15 protein-coding genes are annotated in these 16,396 nt (G+C 45.6%); 4 read left to right on the top strand and 11 right to left on the bottom strand.

Annotated elements, in window-relative coordinates:
• Positions 1-258 precede the first annotated feature (258 nt).
• The 5 genes from HMPREF9439_RS00075 to HMPREF9439_RS00055 form a co-directional block, all read right to left on the bottom strand.
• Positions 259-1,242, bottom strand: coding sequence for a ribonucleotide-diphosphate reductase subunit beta (locus tag HMPREF9439_RS00075; protein ID WP_008863258.1), 984 nt, complete (start codon positions 1,240-1,242; stop codon positions 259-261).
• A 2-nt stretch (positions 1,243-1,244) separates the two neighbouring features.
• Positions 1,245-3,020 carry a ribonucleoside-diphosphate reductase subunit alpha gene (locus HMPREF9439_RS00070; RefSeq protein WP_008863257.1) on the bottom strand — a complete coding sequence of 592 codons (1,776 nt, stop codon included), beginning with the start codon at positions 3,018-3,020 and terminating at the stop codon, positions 1,245-1,247.
• Positions 3,021-3,209: 189 nt separating this feature from the next.
• Complete coding sequence (locus HMPREF9439_RS00065) at positions 3,210-3,485, bottom strand: hypothetical protein (RefSeq protein ID WP_008812266.1); 276 nt, start codon at positions 3,483-3,485, stop codon at positions 3,210-3,212.
• Between the two features lie 465 nt (positions 3,486-3,950).
• Complete coding sequence (locus HMPREF9439_RS00060) at positions 3,951-4,430, bottom strand: YjiG family protein (protein ID WP_008812267.1); 480 nt, start codon at positions 4,428-4,430, stop codon at positions 3,951-3,953.
• Positions 4,423-5,112, bottom strand: a complete 690-nt coding sequence (locus HMPREF9439_RS00055; protein ID WP_008863256.1) for a nucleoside recognition domain-containing protein — start codon at positions 5,110-5,112, stop codon at positions 4,423-4,425. The genes HMPREF9439_RS00060 and HMPREF9439_RS00055 overlap by 8 nt, the downstream gene beginning before the upstream one ends.
• A gap of 388 nt (positions 5,113-5,500) precedes the next feature.
• On the opposite strand from HMPREF9439_RS00055, the gene HMPREF9439_RS00050 reads away from it, so the two are divergent.
• The gene (locus HMPREF9439_RS00050; protein WP_008863255.1) at positions 5,501-6,613 is read left to right on the top strand and encodes a porin; all 1,113 of its coding nucleotides are present in this window, start codon (positions 5,501-5,503) and stop codon (positions 6,611-6,613) included.
• Between the two features lie 93 nt (positions 6,614-6,706).
• On the opposite strand, the gene HMPREF9439_RS00045 is transcribed toward HMPREF9439_RS00050, so the two are convergent.
• On the bottom strand, positions 6,707-7,717 hold the full coding sequence (locus tag HMPREF9439_RS00045) for an MlaD family protein (protein WP_008863254.1): 1,011 nt from the start codon (positions 7,715-7,717) through the stop codon (positions 6,707-6,709).
• 191 nt (positions 7,718-7,908) lie between these two features.
• Between HMPREF9439_RS00045 and HMPREF9439_RS00040 the strand changes: the two genes are divergently transcribed.
• Together HMPREF9439_RS00040 and HMPREF9439_RS00035 are read left to right on the top strand one after the other, a co-directional pair.
• Complete coding sequence (locus HMPREF9439_RS00040) at positions 7,909-9,075, top strand: alanyl-tRNA editing protein (RefSeq protein ID WP_008863253.1); 1,167 nt, start codon at positions 7,909-7,911, stop codon at positions 9,073-9,075.
• Between the two features lie 148 nt (positions 9,076-9,223).
• Positions 9,224-10,039 (top strand): ABC transporter permease, encoded by an 816-nt coding sequence (locus HMPREF9439_RS00035; RefSeq protein WP_008863252.1) that lies wholly within the window; start codon positions 9,224-9,226, stop codon positions 10,037-10,039.
• 100 nt (positions 10,040-10,139) lie between these two features.
• On the opposite strand, the gene HMPREF9439_RS00030 is transcribed toward HMPREF9439_RS00035, so the two are convergent.
• From HMPREF9439_RS00030 to HMPREF9439_RS00010, 5 genes are all read right to left on the bottom strand, one after another.
• Positions 10,140-10,835, bottom strand: a complete 696-nt coding sequence (locus HMPREF9439_RS00030; protein WP_008863251.1) for a hypothetical protein — start codon at positions 10,833-10,835, stop codon at positions 10,140-10,142.
• 165 nt (positions 10,836-11,000) lie between these two features.
• Complete coding sequence (locus tag HMPREF9439_RS00025) at positions 11,001-12,092, bottom strand: ABC transporter ATP-binding protein (RefSeq protein ID WP_008863250.1); 1,092 nt, start codon at positions 12,090-12,092, stop codon at positions 11,001-11,003.
• A complete protein-coding gene (locus HMPREF9439_RS00020) occupies positions 12,093-13,763 on the bottom strand; it encodes an ABC transporter permease (RefSeq protein ID WP_008863249.1) in 1,671 nt (556 codons plus the stop codon).
• 83 nt (positions 13,764-13,846) lie between these two features.
• Positions 13,847-14,836 (bottom strand): ABC transporter substrate-binding protein, encoded by a 990-nt coding sequence (locus tag HMPREF9439_RS00015; protein ID WP_008863248.1) that lies wholly within the window; start codon positions 14,834-14,836, stop codon positions 13,847-13,849.
• A 263-nt stretch (positions 14,837-15,099) separates the two neighbouring features.
• Positions 15,100-15,375 carry a hypothetical protein gene (locus tag HMPREF9439_RS00010; protein ID WP_021867267.1) on the bottom strand — a complete coding sequence of 92 codons (276 nt, stop codon included), beginning with the start codon at positions 15,373-15,375 and terminating at the stop codon, positions 15,100-15,102.
• Positions 15,376-15,583: 208 nt separating this feature from the next.
• On the opposite strand from HMPREF9439_RS00010, the gene HMPREF9439_RS00005 reads away from it, so the two are divergent.
• Positions 15,584-16,315, top strand: a complete 732-nt coding sequence (locus tag HMPREF9439_RS00005) for an alpha/beta hydrolase (protein ID WP_141555181.1) — start codon at positions 15,584-15,586, stop codon at positions 16,313-16,315.
• The last annotated feature ends 81 nt before the right edge of the window (positions 16,316-16,396 follow it).

Genomic DNA, 16,396 nt, shown 5'->3' with positions numbered 1-16,396 from the left:
GAGCACGTCTTACAAATGTTTCTAATTGTTGTATGTTTTATACAACAGTCGATTTATTGTTCTGTCTTACCTAGATTTCTTTTGATGCAGTATTCGTAGCTTTCAACTTGTTTTTTGAGTGTGAACATGTTCACATATATGTAAGCTGGAAACTGAGTCCTGTTTAGGCAGAAGTTGAAACTCAAATGATGGCGTAAATAAAAAGAAAGGAGACCGCGCGGGTCTCCTATTGAATTGAAGCGTTAGTTGCTGGACGTATTATTTGGTTCCTGCTTGTCCCCAAACATCTCCCCAAGAACCGCTTAAGGCTCCCTTGGCATAGTCAACAACTCTGTTTTCAAAGAAGTTGGTGTGCGTTACACCAAGCATGGAATCGACCCAAGGAAGCGGATTGACGTTTACTTTAAAAATCTCTTTCATGCCCATTGCGGCAAGTCTGCGGTCGCAGATCCAGCGAATGTAAGCTTTCACATCTGCAGGAGACAGATTCTGTTTGCTCATGTCATTGACGCCGAAAGCAAGGTCGATGAATGCATCTTCCAACTCGATCATTTTCTCGGCGATGTCGTAAATGCGCTTCTTCAGAGAGTCGGTCCAAAGTTCCGGATTCTCAATAATGTATTCACGGAATAAACGGATCATGCTTTCCGTGTGAAGAGTTTCATCATTGATGGACCAGGCGATGATCTGCCCCATGCCTTTCATGGTGCCGTTTCTTGTGAAGTTAAGAAGCATCACAAAACTTGAGAACAGCTGCATACCTTCCGTGAAGGCAGAAAAAGCAGCCATTTTTACAGCGATGTTCTCCTGCTGGTCTTCGGCGAGACCGTGGAAGAAATCGTGCTTTTCCGCCATGGCTTCGTATTGCAGGAACTCGTTGTAAACAGTTTCCGGCATACCGATCGTCTCGATCAAATGAGAATAGGCTGCGATGTGCACCGCTTCTCGAGCGGCAAAGCTCGAGAGCATCATGCGAATTTCAGGGGTCGGGAAAAAGGGCAGGTAGGTATTGACGTAAGCAGAGCTGACGTCAATGTCGCCCTGTGTGAAAAAACGGAAGACCTTAGTCAGAAAGTCTCTCTCTCCGTCAGTCAAAACATTTTTCCAGTCCTTGATGTCTTCGATCATCGGAACCTCTGTCCAAAGCCAGTGCATTTGCTCACTGGCCATGAATGCGTCATAGGCCCATGGATAAGAGAAGGGCTTGTAATAATTACGGCTTTTCGTCAAACTGGATTTCATCACTATCCCTCACAGGCAAGGCAGCTGGAATTCTCGAGAACTTCACGCATGTTGATGGATTCTTCAAGACGATGTCTTTCAACTTTTTCGCCTAACTTATCAGCTTTGCGGAGCTTGTCGCTTCGACAGTAGTAAAGACTCTTCAAACCAACCTTCCATGCGAGGAAGTGACAGGCATGGAGATAGGCTATAGAAACATCAGCCGGGAAGAAGAGATTCAGAGATTGACCTTGATCAATAAATTCCTGACGGTCAGCAGCAAGATCAATAAGCCAGCGCTGGTCGATTTCCTGAGCGGTTTTGAATACATCTCTAATTACTTGAGGCAATGCTTCCAAATGCTGAACGGAACCGTCATGCGCAGTGATGCTTGTCCAAACTTCATCAGTGTTTAACCCGTACTCTTCAAGAACAGGAATAAGCATCTTGTTCTTAATAATATGAGCACCGGAAAGTGTGTCCTGACGATAAATATTCGCACGGATCGGTTCGATCGATGGCGATGTTGCGCCCATGATCAAACTGGAAGAAGCATTCGGAGCAACTGCGTTCCAATGAGAGAAGCGTCTTGGAATGCCGGCATCTTTTGCATCCGGGCAAGGACCGCGTTTTTCGCAAAGAATCTCATCGCCGCGAGCGCATTCCTCTTTGATATGAGAGAACATGCGGTAATTAATCGACTTGGCTAAAACGGATTCAATCGGAATTCGCTTGGACTGCAAGTAAGCATGGAATCCTAATGCTCCGATACCGATAGATCTTTCACGCAGAGCGGAATAACGAGCTCTTTCGACAGAGTTCGGAGCATTATCAATGAAGTATTGGAGGACATTGTCCAAAAATTCCATTACGTCCGGAATGAATTGTTCATTGGTATTCCAATGGTCAAAATATTCCAGATTCAGGGAAGAAAGGCAGCAAACGGCAGTTCTTTTTTCGCTGGTCGGCAAAAAGATTTCTGTACAAAGATTCGAGCCATGGATCTTTAAGCCCTTGTCACTGAGCCAAGAGGGAAGGGCGCGATTCGCTGCATCAATAAAGACGATGTAAGGCTCACCGGTTTGCATTCTGAGCTCAAGGATGCGCTGCCAAATATCTCTGGCGGATACCACTTCTACCACACGGTGAGAGTGAGGATCACGAAGTTCCCAAGAATCATCGGCATCCGCATTAACCATACTCTTCTCAATTAAGCGCATGAATTTATCGGAGATGTTTACTCCGTGGTGCAGATTGAGAGTTCTTAAGTTCTGGTCACCCGTCGGCTTACGCATTTCCAGGAATTGAATGATGTCGGGATGATCCACATCAAGAAAAGCTGCATAAGATCCACGGCGAGTTCTGCCCTGACGGTAAGCAAGGCAAGCTGCATCATAGATTTTTAAGTGAGGCATTACGCCGACGGACTTATCGTCTGCGCTTCTAATATCTACATGGATGCCAACCCCGCCGCCCAGCATGGAAAGCCAGTTGACTTCGGATAATGTATTGACAAGACCTTCAGCTGTATCCTGCATATAAACTTCAAAGCAGCTGATAGGGAGTCCTTTCTTACTTCTGCCGAAAGAAAGGATAGGGGTCGAGAAGGAAAGCCAATGCTTGGAGGCGTAGTCGTAAATACGCTGAGCATGAGCAGGGTTACTTGCGAATGTTTCTGCTACCGTTGCAAAGCGTTCCTGCGGGCTCTGCTCTTCTTCCTTCATGTAACTTTCACGAAGGCGTTTACGCGAAACTTCTCCTAATAATGAATCGCGTTCGAGATCAATTTCAATGCCCATTTGTTAATGTAACCTTAAGATTTAAAAGAGTTTTTCTTAAAACTAGAAATTTTGTGCGGCCTTCGATTGTACATTCAGAAGGGATGAGCTTGGCTTCCAAAAGCACTTTCAGAAGTAGCTTGTTACCAGAAATGAGAACAAAAAAAGGCTGGGCCGGAGCCCAACCTTTTGGATCAGAAAACGAAGAAATTAGAGGTGTACGAACGGATCGTATTCAGCTTTGGAAATCGGCTGCAGGCCAAGTGCTGCGCATACAGATTCGATATCGTAATGGCTTCTGAAGAAGGCGTTCCACTTACTAAAGGTAGGAGCATCCGTCATAAAAACTTCGCCATCCTGATCAAACAGGAAGTTTGGGTCTTCTCCGGAGGCTGAGATCAGTTGTTCTGTGTATTCCTGACCGTCGTGCCAATCAATGAACGAGAGAGAGCGAAGTTCACCTGTTTCTTTAATAAGAATGTTCATGAGACATCTCCGATTGAAAATTTAATATCTCTTACGGGTTAATAATGACATAAAAATTCAAACTAAAGCGATTTTACGAAAATAATTTCCTAAAATAGGTGTTAACACTGACAAAATAAATCATAAATTACATATTGCAATAGCGCTATTTCATAAGATGAAAATCCGCCTTCACGATTGAAAAGCACTAAATTTCCATCAATTTTTTAGTGAGAAAAAAGCAACATAGAGAAGAAAATTTGACATCTTTTTGTTCTCTGAGGTGAGGACAGAAAGCTCTAAGTTAAAAGAAAAGTACCTTAACTGAGGAGAATATTTGTCTTTGCGCTGCGGTTAACCGATGAGATTTTTGACACCGGCCCGGGACCTTGAAGTAAAAAAAATCCCGCTCCAGATTGATGTTGCAGAGCGGGAAAGGTGGGTCTAATACGTCTTAATTCGGACGCCTATGGATAAAGAGTTTTACTAGACAATGAATCTCATGATGAGCATGCCGATGGAAGCCATCAGGATGCTGTTGAACATAAGCAGCGGCCAGTATTTTTTAGGAACGTCGGCAACACCGAGAAGTCGGCCCATGTACTGAATCTGGGAAGCCATCAGGAGGAGGGCCGGAGAAAGAATGGTGATGTCATGTGCATTAAGGGTGCCGCTGGCGAGCAGGCTGGCTGCAACACCGACCCCGGCCCCGCAGGAGAGCCAAGTGGCGCACAAAACGGTAATGGCCTGACCGGGAAGATCAAAGATGCTCATGACCGGGCCGCAAACTTTACCTAAGAAAGCCATGACGCCGAAAAGATCAAGGATATAAGCCAAAACGAAAGCCATCAGCACATTAGGCATTAAGTTGTTAATGGCGACGTTAAAACCTTTTCTAAGGCCGGTAATGAAGATATCAAAAGGATTATTGCTCTTTTTGACTTGTGTGGCTGTTGCATTAGGCATTTTGGAAATCCTTCTTATAGAAAGTCTTGAGGCAGAAGCGGACGAAAACACCGCCGACAAACTTGAGGCAGAACATCACGACTAACGGGATCCAAACAGGAACCAGGAATGCCATGAAGAGGGCAGATGCGATAGAGAAATAGTTGTTAATTAAACCTGCACCTGCGTACTGCCAGCCTGCAATCACAACCAAGTTTTCTTTAGAAATCTTTCCGGAATCGACCAACCCCTTAGTCAGAGCTGCACCGGCGTCGGTACTCTGGAGGTCAGTAATAAGAGCCAAACCCGTGATACCCGGGACACCAAGGATCGGACGAAGCAGCGGGGTCATCAACTTTTGGGCTGCTTTTAAAGCACCGTAGTGGGAAAGAACTTCCAAAAGTCCCAAAGCCAACATCACGCCGGGAACCAGAGATAGAGCAAAAAGGAAACCGGCTCGTGCACTAAGACCGCCTTTACCGACGAAAGTGGCGGCTCCGGAAACTGACCCGAATTTGCCGATCAACGTAGTGAAGTCAAAAGCACCGAGCCAGCGATATGCATCTGGCATTTTGTAGAAGACACCGGAAAAGAAGCACATGGCAAAGAAGAGTGAGATATATGCGCCTACACCTACTTTTTCGGCTTCTTCCGCTTCTTGGGCTTGAATGCCGTTCGAAGCAGTTAAAGTTTCTGAGGACATGAGGTACTCCTGTAATCGTTAAAAAATGAATCAACGGAAACAGAATAGAACAATTGGCCCATCAAAAACCTTTGTCTGATGAAAATTATGTCGGAGTTTTCCCTAAGGTATAGAGAAATTTAATCTTTTAGAAGCCCATTTCTGAAGAAAAATTTCGCAAATAATGAAAGTCTGAAAATTCTAATTATCTGAACGGGGTCGAACAATTTATATTTCTTCTCTAAAAGGGGGATTTTACTGAGATGTTACACCCTGAAATTACCGTTTTAAAAACGGAAAGATCGGAAGTTTTTAATTGAAAGGTTTAAAAAACTATTGACAAAGCCAAATTTTGAAACATTTATTTATAAGATTAAAGCGTTGTTAACTTACTTCTCTAGGATTTGCAATGAAAAAAACTCTTTTAGCAGCTGCTCTTCTTGCTGCAACTTCTTATGCAACAGCAGCCTCTAACGTAACCTTGTATGGCGTTTTAGATGCAGGCGTTACGGTTAGCAAATTACACGGTGACTCCACAAAAGTTCAGATGTCAAACGGCAACTGGATGGGCAATCGCTGGGGTATCAAAGGTTCTGAAGACCTTGGAAACGGCAATTCCGTTTTCTTCAAACTGGAACAAGGTTTCAAATTAAGCAATGGTAACGAAGCTTCGGAAGGTAAGGCATTTAGCCGCGAAGCAGCTTTGGGCCTTTCTGGGACTTGGGGTACAGTTGCATTCGGTCGTTTCGGGGGCTTGTCTTCTGACTGCGGAACATATTCCATTTTAGGCGGTGCTCCCTATACGACATCTTTTCAGACAATCGGCAGCATGTATAGCGCCTTCTATCTGACAGACAGATACAACAATTCCATCATTTACCTCACTCCTGAATATAACGGTTTTCAGGGTTCCTTCATGTATTCCAATGGACGTGACAATGATGAAAACAAATGGTCTTACAACCAGCACTACTACGGTGCCGGCCTGACCTATGGCAACGGACCTCTGAATGTTGATTTGATTTATGAGGCTTTGGACTACAAAGGAGAGGCCGACAAGAATAAGACAACTCAATTGTTGAACCTCGGTGCTTCTTATAATTTCGGAGCTTTCACTCTGTACGGTGCTTATGAGTATGCGATGCACGCACCATTACCCGGATTTGTTACTTTCCAAAAAGATGAAGACGACTTAGACGGCAAGGCTTTGGACAATAAATACAACAATGGAAAAGCGAATAACTATCACGCTTTTGCACTGTCTGCTTCAACCAATGCACTTGGCGGTGAAGTAATGCTCCAGTCTCAATTTGCTTTCGGTAAGAATAAGAACGCTTCTGAAGCAGGCTTGGAAGATAAATTCAACACCCTCTCTATCGGCGCGGCTTACTTCTATCATTTCTCAAAGCGTACTTTGATGTATACCCAGGCCGCTTGGGGTACAGCAGGGAAGGCTCTGAAGCATAACACAGACGATCTCCGCGGCTGGAATGCCACAATCGGCATGACTCATACCTTCTAATCCTAAAACGGATAGAAAGTGAAAAACGGGGAGCTTCGGCTCCCCGTTGTGTTTGTGTGAGTTTCAATGACTAGGAGGTACGGGAGAAAATTTCTAATGCTCTGAGCTGACCGGAGAGGGATGGTGAGGACGGGGAGCTAAGAAATTCGGGTCCTGTGCGAGGCTCTCAGACAAAATTTTGAGATTGTCCGAAATGTCCTTCAAATTGAGAATCAACTCTCTGATGTTATAACGGTTATCTACAATCGCTTGGTCCGCACCGGAAATTGTCTTATTCAGCTGAGTAACGAGTCCCGATCCTTTAGTTTCATGAAGAGTAGTGTTTAATTTTTCCGTTGTTTTAGTGAGTTCTGAAAGCAATGAATTAACGCGCGCAACATCTACTTTTGAGAGGATCGAATGGCTGGAGTTGACGTAATTTTCTGCATTTGAGAGCAGCGTGTGCAGTTTATCTGGATCCAGCATACTGACTGTATTGTTAAGTGTTGTGAGGAGCTCCTTTGTGGACTGGGTTTTTACTGCATCCGGAGTTACATCATCAATTTTGGTCTTAATGTTTTGCAGCGTTGCCAGGAAATGCTGGATATTTTCCAAAATCTCATTAGTCAGACTGATGGTCGCCGGAACGTAGATATATTTCGGTTTCCAAGGCACATCTTTAATTTCGGGCGGATAAAGTGTCGGGTTTAAAAAATTAGCCGCAAGGTAAATTGTTCCGGTGACTCCGGCCAACTCCGTTTGGAACCGCAATCCTTTCTGAATGAGATCTGGCAGCTGCTCTTTGAGCTGATTTTCATCTATGTAGACAATCATTCGTACGACTGCTACAGACGCATCAGGTGAAAACAAACTGATGTGGTCATCGGGGTATACCTTGCTCGACAATGAAATTTCGGTGACTTTTCCGATATCGATACCCTTGAACTTGACCGGTGCCCCAGGGGAAAGGCCGTTTACCGATTCTGTGAAATAGGTTTCAACGATCGTTTTAGGCCGGAAATAATTTGGTGTGAAGACGGTGCAAAGCAGACCTATGAGTATTGCGATCACAATCACAATGCTCATGCCGACCCAAAAGTGAAATTTGTCTCTTGATGCACTCATCTTTCAAAATATAAAACCATTGCCTAGCTCATCATTATAGGAAGGTGACGGCGGTTTAAGTTCTAGACAACCCAGGTCGATCCCAAAAGTGAGAATAAATCCAAGGATGAGAAAGCTTTCTGCAAAACAGTTTCTTTTCTCTTGACTGCCTATAATCTTCGGCAACCAACTAAAAGCAGTGGAGACATTCAATGGAAACAATGCAGGAATTGTTTTATCGTGATCCGTACGCAAGAGAATTTTCAGCAACTGTTACTTCCTGTCGCGAGGGCAAAAAAGGATTTGAGGTTGTGTTGGACGACACCGCCTTTTACCCTGAGGGCGGCGGACAGCCCTCTGACGAGGGGACCTTAGGAGAAGCTAAGGTTATTTTTGTAAAAAGGGTCGGTCCAGAGATTGTTCACTATATAGACAAGCCTCTGGAAGTTGGGTCTACAGTGATTGGGAAAATCGATTGGGAACGCCGTTTTGACAATATGCAGAATCATACTTGCGAGCATATTTTCTCCGGACTTGTTCACCAAAAATATAAATTGGAAAACGTCGGGTTCCATATGGATCCGGACGATATTACCGTTGATTTCAGCGGTGAAATCCCGATGGAATCGATCCCTGAATTAGAACAACTGGTAAATCAGGCGATCACTCAGGATATTGATCTTAAAATTGAGTTCCCAACTGAAGAAGCCTTAGAGGCGATGGAATATCGCAGTAAAAAGGAATTGCATGGCGTAGTTCGCATCGTGACAATTCCGGGATGCGACCGCTGTGCCTGTTGCGGTACCCACGTTCGTCGTTCCGGAGAAATCGGAATGTTCAAGATCCTGGATGCGTCCAAACACCGAGGAGGAACAAGAGTTCGTTTTGTAGCCGGTGAACGGGCCAGGAGAGATTACGGATGGAGGGTAAAGGAGATAGCAAAGGTTTCTGCTTTATTCTCCGCTAAGCCGCATGAAATTGCTAAAGCAGCGGCAAATTTCATTGAAGAAGGAAAAGCGAAAGACCAGAAGAGTGCCCAAAGAACCGAAAGATATCTTCAGTTTGTGGCTTCCGGCCTTGTGTCTAGGAACGGTCTGGTGAAAGTTTTTGAAGAGGATTTGTCTCCTTTTGAGTTAAAACGTTTTGCCGGAATGCTGAAAGAAAAATTTCCCGAAAGTTCAATCGGAGTTTTCAGTCCGATAGAGGGCGGATTTAATTATGTTATTGCGTCATCAGATCCGGAACTCCCGAAATTCAGTAAATCCTTGAATGCCAAATTAAATGGGCGTGGAGGAGGCCGAGACGGAATGGTTCAGGGAACGTACCGTGTGGACAAGGAAGCCGTTGAAGAAGCTTTTGACGAGATATTTTCAAAATAAAACTCAAGTGTGAACATGTTCACATGTGTTTACACGTGCTGATTTTGAGTTGAGATACGTGCCCTAAAGAAAGTCGATTCGTAGAATGGATTTCGTAGATAGGTCATATGAAGTCGATGAAAACGACTAGAGGCTTGAGGAGGAAGAGATGGCAATTAGCGGATCAAACGATATATCGCTCTTGCAAATGGGCATCGGTTTATTACCGGTTGGGATCTCCCTGTTTTTATCCTGGAAGTACAAACTAGGTCTCTCTAAGTCGTTAATTATCGGAGTCGTCAGGGGTACGATTCAGTTGGTCGCTGTTGGATACATCCTTCTTTGGGCTTTTCGACAATCAGACCCCTGGGTGCTCGCTGCCCTTATCTTGTTTATGGTGGGGGCGGCTTCCGAGTCCGCTTTAAAACGCTTGGGCGGTCTCCAGAATGAAAAAAGTCGGAGAAAGTATCGGTGGATCCTGTTTACCGCGATTTTCTTGGGGGCAGGTTTAACGGTTTCTTACCTTGAATTTGTTGTAATTCGTCCGACGCCTCTTTGGGAAGGCCGTTACTTGGTTCCGTTAGCTGGGATGATTGTTGCTAATGCTATGAATTCGGCTGCTTTGGGCGTTGAACGTTTCAGAAGCGAGCTTGAATTGCGATCAGGGGAGATTGAGACATTGTTGGCGCTTGGGGCAACGCAGCAGCAGGCCGTGCTTAAAACGGTCCAGGTTTCTGCTTCTGCCGCGATGCTTCCCGCGATCAATATGTTGATGGTTTTAGGCATCGTGGCGCTCCCCGGGATGATGAGCGGCCAAATTTTAGCTGGTGAATCCCCCTTAACTGCTGTCAGGTATCAGTTATTAATCTGTTTTTCTATCGCTGCAACAGCGGCGATCGTGACTTGGGTCAGCATTCAGATGACTCAAAAGCTTTATTTCACCAAAAACGATCAGTTTATCCGTTCACAAGATTCCGGAGACTGACGAAAGAAGAGAAAAAACAGACGTCCTCGCAAATCGCCTCGGCGATTTCTTGACAATCTCCTTGTCATAAATGACAAGGAGATTGTCAATTGTTCTTACGTCAACGCACGGGGCGTTCTGTAGTACCTGTTAAAGAACGAATGCGCTTATAGATTTCATTACATAAACACTGGTAATTATTAGCAGCTTGTTCGATAGAGGCAAATGGTGGGCGCTTACATTTTTTAGCGAGGTCTTTTTCCCACAAAAGTTGATCTTCCAATACTGCTTTTGGTTGTGGGCTAGAATTTTCTGCGGCTTGGACGGTTCCGAACAAAATTTGCTCCAGTCTTTGATACTCTTCTTGATGACAGAGAATTTCGTGGCTTTCTATTTTCCCTGCACGCCGTAAGCAAACTTTAAAGTTTGAATTTGTTTCAAGCTTCTCACCTTCCAACATGTCTAGGCGGTCTCTTGCAGCTTGGAGGTAGCAGGCCAAGCTAAGATGCTGCTGATCATTTTGTTTGCGGAGTGAATAATCGCAGTGACTTTGACGCCAACTTTCCCATTGTGATTGGTAACGCTGAGCGGTAATTCTTTCCGACTCTGCCAACAGCGTCATATTTCTATCAAGTGCCTTTGCAATGGACATATCAAGACGCTCGAGTAACCGCTCTTGACAAGCCGTTAATTGTCGATCATTGACTGCTCCTTTACGACAGGAAATATATTGCTTGTCTTCCTCGAAGTCCGAGGCTGATACAGCAGAAGAAAGGGCCAAAATAACGACAGCGAGAGATAAGCTTAGGCGTTTCATAAAAAATCCGTTGCGTGCATCACAATTGCGAGATTTTATTGTAGAGATTTATGAAACTGTTCTCTTCGTTGATACTAATAATTTTTCCTTCCAGAAGCTCCGAATAAGAACAAGCCGCCTCAGGAAAAACGAGGCGGCTTGACGTAACTGTGATCGTTGCTTAAGTTATTCGCCGTTTAGAAGTACACCGGCATCCGGAACAAACGAAGCATCTAATGTCGAGCCTTCCGGCAGTAGTGAAGTGCCGGGGAGGAAAGGAACTGACATCGAGTAAGGTTTCGGATTGATACCATTTACTACTTCGAATTGGTAGTCTATCCGGTCTCCTTCAAAGAGGCGGTTAATGAGTTTGACTGCCAGACAGTTTTCCGAGGTGCCGATGTTGAGGTTTTCTGGTCGTACGATCAGGAGCGCTTTTCCCCCAATTCTTGGAGGATTTAGGACGCCCATTCGAGCTTTGACCCTACGGCCGGCAACATCGACAAGGCCGTACTTATCTTCAACAGAAACAAGCGTGCCGTAGAAAAGGTTAGCCTGCCCGATGAAATCGGCAACGAAAGGCGTTGCCGGGTCATCATACAAATGCATAGGCGTACCGATTTGTTCAATCTTGCCCTTGTTCATCACCATGATCCGATCGGACATGGTCAAAGCTTCTTTCTGATCGTGAGTCACGTAGAGGCAGGTCAATTTGAGTTCCTGTTGGATTCTACGGATTTCCGTTCTCATGTGCAGGCGCAGTTTTGCGTCAAGGTTCGAGAGCGGTTCATCCATAAGAATCAGTTGCGGTCTTAAAACCAGTACTCTGGCTAAAGCGACACGCTGCTGCTCACCGCCTGAAAGCTGGTTAGGGTAGCGATGCTCGGCTTTTTCCAATCCGACCATAGCAAGCGCTTCTTTGACTTTCTGTGTAATGAGGTCGGAAGATTCTTTGCGAATACGCAGACCATAGGCCACGTTATCGAAAATCTTCATGTGCGGGAACAAAGCGTAGTTCTGGAATACGAAGCCCATGCCGCGTTCATTGGCAGGGATTTTTGTGACGTCTTTGTCTCCCAAAAGGATTTGGCCCTCCGTAGGAGTTTCAAAACCTGCGATCATGCGCAGAGTGGTAGTTTTACCGCAGCCGGACGGTCCTAAGAACGTGAGGAATTCGCCTGGTTTAACTTCAAGATTTACGTTTTGAACGGCGAAAAACTTTTCGTTGTCCTTAATGTAGCTGCGGGAAATGTTTTTAAGCGTAAGAGATACGGACATTTAGCGAAGTCCTCCGGAAGCGTCGCCTACCGGACAAAGAACTTTTGCCATTAAAGCCATAAAGGCAGAGGCGGCGAAGACAATCAAAATTAAGACGATGGAGAATGCACAAGCTTGAGCGAACTGAAGCTCGGTCATACATTCCAAAATACGTGTAGTTATCAAGGTCCAATTCACAGAAACCAAGAAGATCGTGGCACTAATCGCGGTCATCGAGTGGATGAACAGGTAGCGCATACCCGTTAAAACCGCCGGCAAGACAAGCGGAACGGTGATTTTACGGAAGGTGTAGGCCGAAGAGGCACCCAAACTTGTAGAGGCTTCTTCGATAGACGGATCAATCTGAGTTAAGGCTGCAATGACGTTTCGAATACCGGCAGAAGAGTACCGGAACACATAGGCGGCAATAAGAATGTAAACCGTGCCTGTGAGAACCAGCGGCTGATCGTTAAACGCAATAATGTATGCGATACCGACAACCGTACCCGGCAGCGTGTAGTTCAAGAGAGAAACGGTTTCCAGTGTTTTGTGACCGCGGATCTTGAGCCATTTGCAGACGTAGCCGATGAGCACGGCCAAGAGCCCGCCGAGCGGTGTGCCGATGCAAGCAATCAGCAAGGTGTCTTTGATGGCTTTCATGCCGAACGTAAAGACGTAATGATAGTTTTCTAATGTCAGGGAGTTATCAACCCCCCAAACTTTCACCACTGAGCCCACCAGAATGATGGCATAGAGATAAAGAACAAATGCCGTAATAAAAGCAACGGTACCGACCACAATCGAAGAAATGAGCGGTCCCGGACCTTTAATCGAGCTCCTTCCTCCGGCTTTACCGCTGACGGTGACAAAACTCTTACGGCTGACCCAGAAATTCTGCAGAGCATAAACGGCAAGTGCCGGGATTAAGAGCAGGAAGGACAGAGCCGCGCCGCCCTTGAAGTCGTACATGCCGGTAATTTGTAAATAAGCCTGCGTCGGCAGAACCGGGAAGGAGTGGCCGCCCAAAACCAGCGGAGTTGCAAAGTCTGCGAGGGAGCAGGAGAACACAAGGAGAAAGGCGTTTGCCAAACCCGGGACTGAAAGAGGAAAGGTGACGGATTTGAAGACGTTGAACGGGGAAGCACCCAAGGAGTAGGCCGCATCTTCCAAGTTCGGATCGATTCTCATCAGAATCGTAGACAACGTCATAAAGGCAATGGGGAAGTAGGTCAGCGTTTCAGAAATGAACGTTCCCCAGAAGCCGAAGAAATTAAAGTTTTCCAGACCTAAGGCAGTCAAAATAATGCCGTTGGGTCCCAAGCAAAGCGTTAATGCAATACTTGATGTGAAAGGGGGAGAAATCAGCGGCAGAAGCGTGACTGCGCTGATAAAGAAAGTCAGCCATTTCGGAAGCGACAGACGCGTTACCGCAAAGGCAAAAATGAATCCGATGATCGTGCCGGCAAAACCTACGGCGCAGGCCAAAATAATACTGTTGACTATGGCGCGACGGTCATACCAATTGGCGAGGAACGGCAAGAGGTTATCAAATGTCAGATGACCGTCGACAATGAAAGTCATTGCCAGCAGGCGAACGATCGGGTACAGGACGAATACGCCCATGGCGAGCCAAAGGACGCAGATGGTGAGCAAGGTCACCGGGTCCCTCTGCTGCTTATTTCCGCTCGTCATTTAAGTACTCCTAATGAAACGGGGGTTCGACTTAATCAAGCAGAACCCCACAATTTTTAAATCACGTTAAAACGGTGAATGAATTACTTAATGACTTCGTTGATCCAGCGATTTGTATACTCTTTGCGCTTTTCGCCTTTCCAAGCGACGTCAACGTCTTTCATATTGATTTTGGAGAGGTCGAGCAGAGGATTGCTGGTCTTAACATCGGAGCGTGTCGGAACGTAGTTAATCTTATTTGCAACGATAAAGTCAGCAAATTTCTTGCTGGCAGCCCAGTCAACGAATTTCTTAGCGGCATCCATATTCTTGGCATTTTTAACGATGCCGGTGGCCTCAATGCCGTACGAGACACCGTCTTTCGGATAGGTAATCACGACGGGGTAGCCTTGCTGCTGAATGTCAAGCGCGTCAACAATGTAGAAGATACCTGAGCCGCACTGGCCGGTAGCGATAGGCATTGCACCACCTGCACCGCTCTTTGTGTACATCTGGATATTGCCGTTTAACTTCTTCTGATACGCAAAGGCGGGATCTTCGCCCATAACTTTTACGAGGGAGTAGATACGTTCCGTAGCCGTACCGGAAGTACGGGCGTCGGCCATCTGTAGGTTGTTTTTGTAGCGCGGATCGAGGAGATCATTCCAGGACTCCGGTGCATGCATTTTGTTCTTTTCTAAGAACTTGGTGTTCGTTAAGAAACACAGAGGAATGATACCGATACCGGTCCAGTGATTCTGAGGATCGCGCAGGCTTGCAGGGATGGCATCGGAGTCTTTGGGGCGATACTGTTCGAAGATGCCTTCTTTAACGCCGGCAGCGTAAGTGTCAGCTGGGCCCCCGAGCATGACGTCAACCTGAGGATTTTTCTTTTCAGCATTCAGACGGGCCAAAGCTTCGCCGGAGGAGAAACGCATGAAGTTAACTTTGACGCCTGTGTCTTTTGTGAATTCTGCGAAAACCTTAGAAGCATATTTTTCAGGCATGATGGAATATGCATTCAGTTGTTCGGCAGCATTGACAGATCCTGCCAACAGCGTAAATGCCATTGCGGCAACGGTAAGTAATTTCATAGAGACCTCTGAGTTAACCGACGAAGCGTCGTAATAGTCGTAATTGTAACCACGACAGCTTGATTTGTTGAACTTTTTTGCACAAGGCCGATACAAAGCGCTTATTTCTCGGGACTTCCATGAGGCAAGAATCCAACAGACGGGAATTTCAACGGTTGCGCCTGACCTTGATACAAACAAGTACCTCATTGAAAAAAACGGAATTTTTAAGGAAGAATCCTGAAAAAAGTCAAGGCAGCTGAAGCTGCCTTGAAACAGAAAAATCAGACGGGAGAGTTTTCACCTTCCAAAACAGAAGGGAAGTCTCGGAAATCAATTTTGGTCTTCTGGACTTTTTCTTTAATGGGAAGAACTTTGTGGAGCGGCTCGTTATGGACTAAAGAGAGCAGCAACGCCTGATACTGATCTTCCGTCATTTCGCAGAAAACGGATTCTCCATTCACCATGCAGAAACGCACGGGTTCTTTGAAGGAACGGGTGTCGGTGAAGCAGACAAGATTAAGGTTGATGAGTTTCCCATCCGGAAGCAGGACGATCATAGTTTCTCCTTGGTTTTCATTATTCATACTTCAACTTTTCTATTCTAGCTGTCGGGGATAGCCTATTCTTGAAAGGACTACTTGGAGTTTGAGAAAATTGAGTTTTCCTTTAGATCGACAGAAAATAATTATTCTGCCTACCGCGGTACATTGAGAAATATTCAGATAGCTCGAAGGTAAAGAATAGTTCCTATGGAGAAGATCCTCAATGAGTCCAAGATGGTCCCTAAGAGCGTCTTCTCCTCAATTACCCAAACTTGGAATGGAGTTGAAAATCAACACGATGGATGGAGAACTTATAGAGGTTGGATCATCGGAGGCCGCAAGAAAGGTAATACTGCTCCATGGATTGACGGGGACCGGTTCCGTTATTAAGCCGGTTGCCGAATATCTCCGAAGGAGTCTGGGGAATGACTATTCTTTCCTCCTTCCGACAGCATCCGTTATCAGGGTCAAACAATTTAATGGAGAACCTGTTCACGCCTGGTTCGACGTTAAAAACTGTGATTTTCGAAAAGAAGTAGATGTAGACGGTATTTTTGAATCGTCCCAGCGTATTGGCTCCATGATCAGAAGAGAGATGGCGCGAGGAATTAGTCCGGACGATATCTTTCTTGGAGGATTCTCCCAAGGAGGCGTCATCGCATTAACAGCAGCCCTTTTAGAGCCCTTTCCGACAGGCGGAGTTTTTGCTTTGTCTTCCTATCTTCCCTTAGATGAACCACTTGTCAGTCGACTTACGGATGCTTCTAAGACTATTCCGGTTTTTCAGGCTGTATCTCTTAAAGATGAGTTCATTTCCCAGGAAGCATCCGAAAGAGCCTCCTCTTTCTTAGCAAATCGAGGCAACCCCATCCAGACTAACACGTATGACATGAAACACGAAATCAGTAATAGAGAACTTGATGACGTCGCGGCGTGGATGAAATCTTTAGGTTGAAAATTTAGCAAGCTCAGAAATCCGGCATAAAAAATCCGCCGGCGAACAATCTGAAATTTTGCGCTTCTAGATCTTCATTAT

The organism is Parasutterella excrementihominis YIT 11859, from assembly GCF_000205025.1.
Taxonomy (GTDB): domain Bacteria; phylum Pseudomonadota; class Gammaproteobacteria; order Burkholderiales; family Burkholderiaceae_F; genus Parasutterella; species Parasutterella excrementihominis.
The sequence above is the reverse complement of the archived record's forward strand: the minus strand, read 5'-3'. Positions and strand labels throughout refer to the sequence as shown.